The 2,851-nt window shown below is 55.6% G+C and carries 3 protein-coding genes; all 3 read right to left on the bottom strand.

Annotated features, from left to right (window positions below):
- On the bottom strand, window positions 1-978 hold a 978-nt coding region (locus tag ACFDS3_RS20380), incomplete at its 3' end, for a hypothetical protein (RefSeq protein ID WP_375264154.1).
- On the bottom strand, window positions 975-1,469 hold the full coding sequence (locus tag ACFDS3_RS20375; protein ID WP_375264153.1) for a three component ABC system middle component: 495 nt from the start codon (window positions 1,467-1,469) through the stop codon (window positions 975-977). The genes ACFDS3_RS20375 and ACFDS3_RS20380, both read right to left, overlap by 4 nt.
- Window positions 1,466-2,689: an ABC-three component system protein gene (locus ACFDS3_RS20370; RefSeq protein ID WP_375264152.1), complete on the bottom strand. Its 1,224-nt coding sequence runs from the start codon at window positions 2,687-2,689 to the stop codon at window positions 1,466-1,468. Before ACFDS3_RS20370 ends, ACFDS3_RS20375 begins: the two co-directional genes overlap by 4 nt.
- Window positions 2,690-2,851 lie beyond the last annotated feature (162 nt).

Genomic DNA, 2,851 nt, shown 5'->3' with positions numbered 1-2,851 from the left:
AGCGAGCCGGTCTATCTGTTCGGTGGCCTCGTTTTCGTAGCCCCCCGCTCGCTTGGCGAACTGTCGCGCCGCATCGATCCGCGCCTGAGTATCTCGTCGAACTTGGCGTAACCGAGCCAGTTGGTCCTCTAGAAGCGAAATCCGGCTGCCGTCGTCTTCCGGCAATGTTTCGGGCTTCCACAGCAACGCCGCCTTCAATGCCTCAACGATCCAGTCGGCATTCGGATTCTCGTCGGTGTTGCCAATAACTCCGACTGCTTTGGCTTCTGAAAAGAGGCTGATGGCCTGCTCATGCGACGTATTAACGGTTTCGTGAGCCTGTTCCAACTTTTTGGTGCTGATCCTTAGGTTCCGCTGTGCCAAGCGTAGGTCAGATTCCAGTTCGTAGCGGTCGTGGGATGAGACGCCGAGTAGGATCGGCAGCGTGTCACGTATCGCCTGCGGCTGGTATTGCTCGTTCTGGCGATAGAAAAGTTGATCCTTGTTGGCGACCAGCCCCTGCTTCTGGAATAGGTAGTAGAACGTGTGCTTGACGTTCGCGTCGTAACTGGCGCGGCTATGTTCAAGCGCTACTTCGGTGCGGTTCTCGGGAATGCCAAGCAGGCGCGACAGCAACTCCACGATGCTGTCGTCGTCGGTATTGATCGCCATATCCTGGAAGTTGGGTATCTGCAGTTCGCTCCCCCTTCGCAGCATCGCAGTGCTGCAACTGGCGCCGCCGCCGGGCGGAGTCGGCTTGGCGATCAGCACCTGCTCTTTCCCGAACTGGTAGATCACAGCGAACCAGGCTACCTTATCACGGATGATGCCTTCGGGGACGTTGAAGGAGGATCGCCCCATGCAGTATTCGATTATCTCGGAAAGCGCTGACTTTCCGGTGGAAGAGCGACCGGTGATGACGTTAAGGCCGTCTACCTTGAACTGAAGGTCACGGCGCTGGCCATCATGGCTGTAGAGGTGGATGGATTTGATCTTCATAGACGAATCCCGAAAGTCGTGTAAACGGTCGCCCGATCGGCGATGCGTGCAAATTCCCTGCCGACGATGCGCGCCGCTTTTTGGCAGGCGACGGTTTCGGCGCTTCTGGTTCCATCGACAGTCTTACGCACCTTCTTCGGTACGGTTTGGATGCGACCGTCATCCGCGACAGCGATGCAGCCTCTTTCCATCAGCAGACCAAACCCCTCGAAGGTATAAGGCAGCATCTGCGTGGCCCGGTCGGCGAAACCGACCATAATCTGCTGGTTTTTTTCCGCGATCTTGAGCAGGTAACTGCGTGGGCTGCTGGAAATCACCTCACGTGAGTCTTTGTGCAGGCACAGGGGCAGCACAAGCAGGGACAGAGAGAAAGGCATGCCGCGGTCATCTTCTCCCTCGTAGCCCTGCAGGGCACGGAACATGACCAAACCGCAGAATGCAGGGTTGAAGAGGTTTCGAATTTCGAAGGGGCGCTGATCCCATGGCTTCACGAAGCCACCCCCAGTACTTCGCTAAGGCGATCGAGAAACTTGGGATGCCAGTGGATCCTAGGTTGGGGCGTGGCATCCGCCAGAATGTGGAAGCTACCGCGGAGGACATAAGGCTCCGTCACCCGTTCGCGGATACGCAAAGATTCGATCTTACCAGTTTCGAACTGTGCCCAGTTGTAGAGAGTGGCGCCGGCCTCGCGCAGGGCTTCCTCGGCGCTATCATCCTTCAGTCTCTCGAAAACGACATCCTTGTAGCGGTTCCACTCGTCGGCGAGGAGATCTTCGTAATCTTCGACTTCTCCTGAGGCTAATAGGTTTTCGCGTGCCCACGCTGATCTCTGCTCGAATGCCCTGTAATAGTCTAGAATCGCACTTCTAATCCGGCTCGACGAGATGCCGATCTCACGCAGCTGCTTCACGAATAGGCGCGGATCCGCATCGGTATCGATCTCATCGAAGGGCATTTTTTGGCGAAAGGTAATGGGCAGGTTGTCCGCCTTATACTCCTCGTTGAAGTTGCATAATTTGTCCCAGACTTCGAAGCCGAAGATTCCTTCCGGCTTATCGGCAGTCAGTTGTTTGATTACGGCGTCGGTCCACCATCCCTCCAATCGCTGGAAAACGAACTCACGGTAATCGCGGCGGACGATCCTCATGTGTTTGTCTTTTATGGTCGTCGGGATGTCGGTGATGCGCGGGCTGCCATCAAAAATCAGGATGCGGTCGAGGAAGTCCTGCTTCTCATCATCGTTTAATTCGGCGAACGCCGCGGCAATCGGCGCGATAAGTTTCGACTTCGACTTTGCCAGCGCGGCATCGGCTAGTTCGGTTGGTGTTGCTGTTTCGCTGGAAACGCCTTGCTGGCCGGGCAGGAATCGGGAAAGGAAGGAATCAGCCGATACCTTTCCGGTGGTGAACAGGAAAAACCGAAGATTCGATGTGGCACGGCCATCCCGCTTGTACCGCGCGAGCCAGATGTTCACAGACTTCCAGAAATCAGTCGACAGGTCGGTCAGCTTGTCGCCAATCGCCTTGTGCTTGAGCGAAGCTAAGGACTTGCCACCATCATCATCGATGAAGTCGAGATCATCGTCCTTCTCAAGAAAAACGGAAGTATTTTCAGGTAACTGGAGCAAGTGAAGCAGAGCGAGACGAGCTTGGTAAATGTACCCCAGACCCTGCTCGCCGGCAGAAAACTTGTCGGTAGGCGCATCGGCCATGCGAAGTCCTCCTACATGTTCTCAGAGCCCAGACCCAATGGGGCGCCTGGCGTGATGGTTGGTCCGATTTCAAGTCTCTCGTGCCACCTAACTTGGCCGAGTCTTCTTGATCAATGGGCTAGGTCAACAATTTAGAGGCGAAGAGGTTACCTGAAATGTACG

The organism is Palleronia sp. (genome assembly GCF_042089775.1).
Taxonomy (GTDB): Bacteria; Pseudomonadota; Alphaproteobacteria; order Rhodobacterales; family Rhodobacteraceae; genus Palleronia.
This window is presented reverse-complemented; position numbering and strand designations above follow the sequence as displayed.

Bases quoted from the DNA above. Each gene is read 5' to 3' on its own strand.
- ACFDS3_RS20370 (WP_375264152.1), bottom strand. From the start codon at position 2,689: ATGGCCGATGCGCCTACCGACAAGTTTTCTGCCGGCGAGCAGGGTCTG.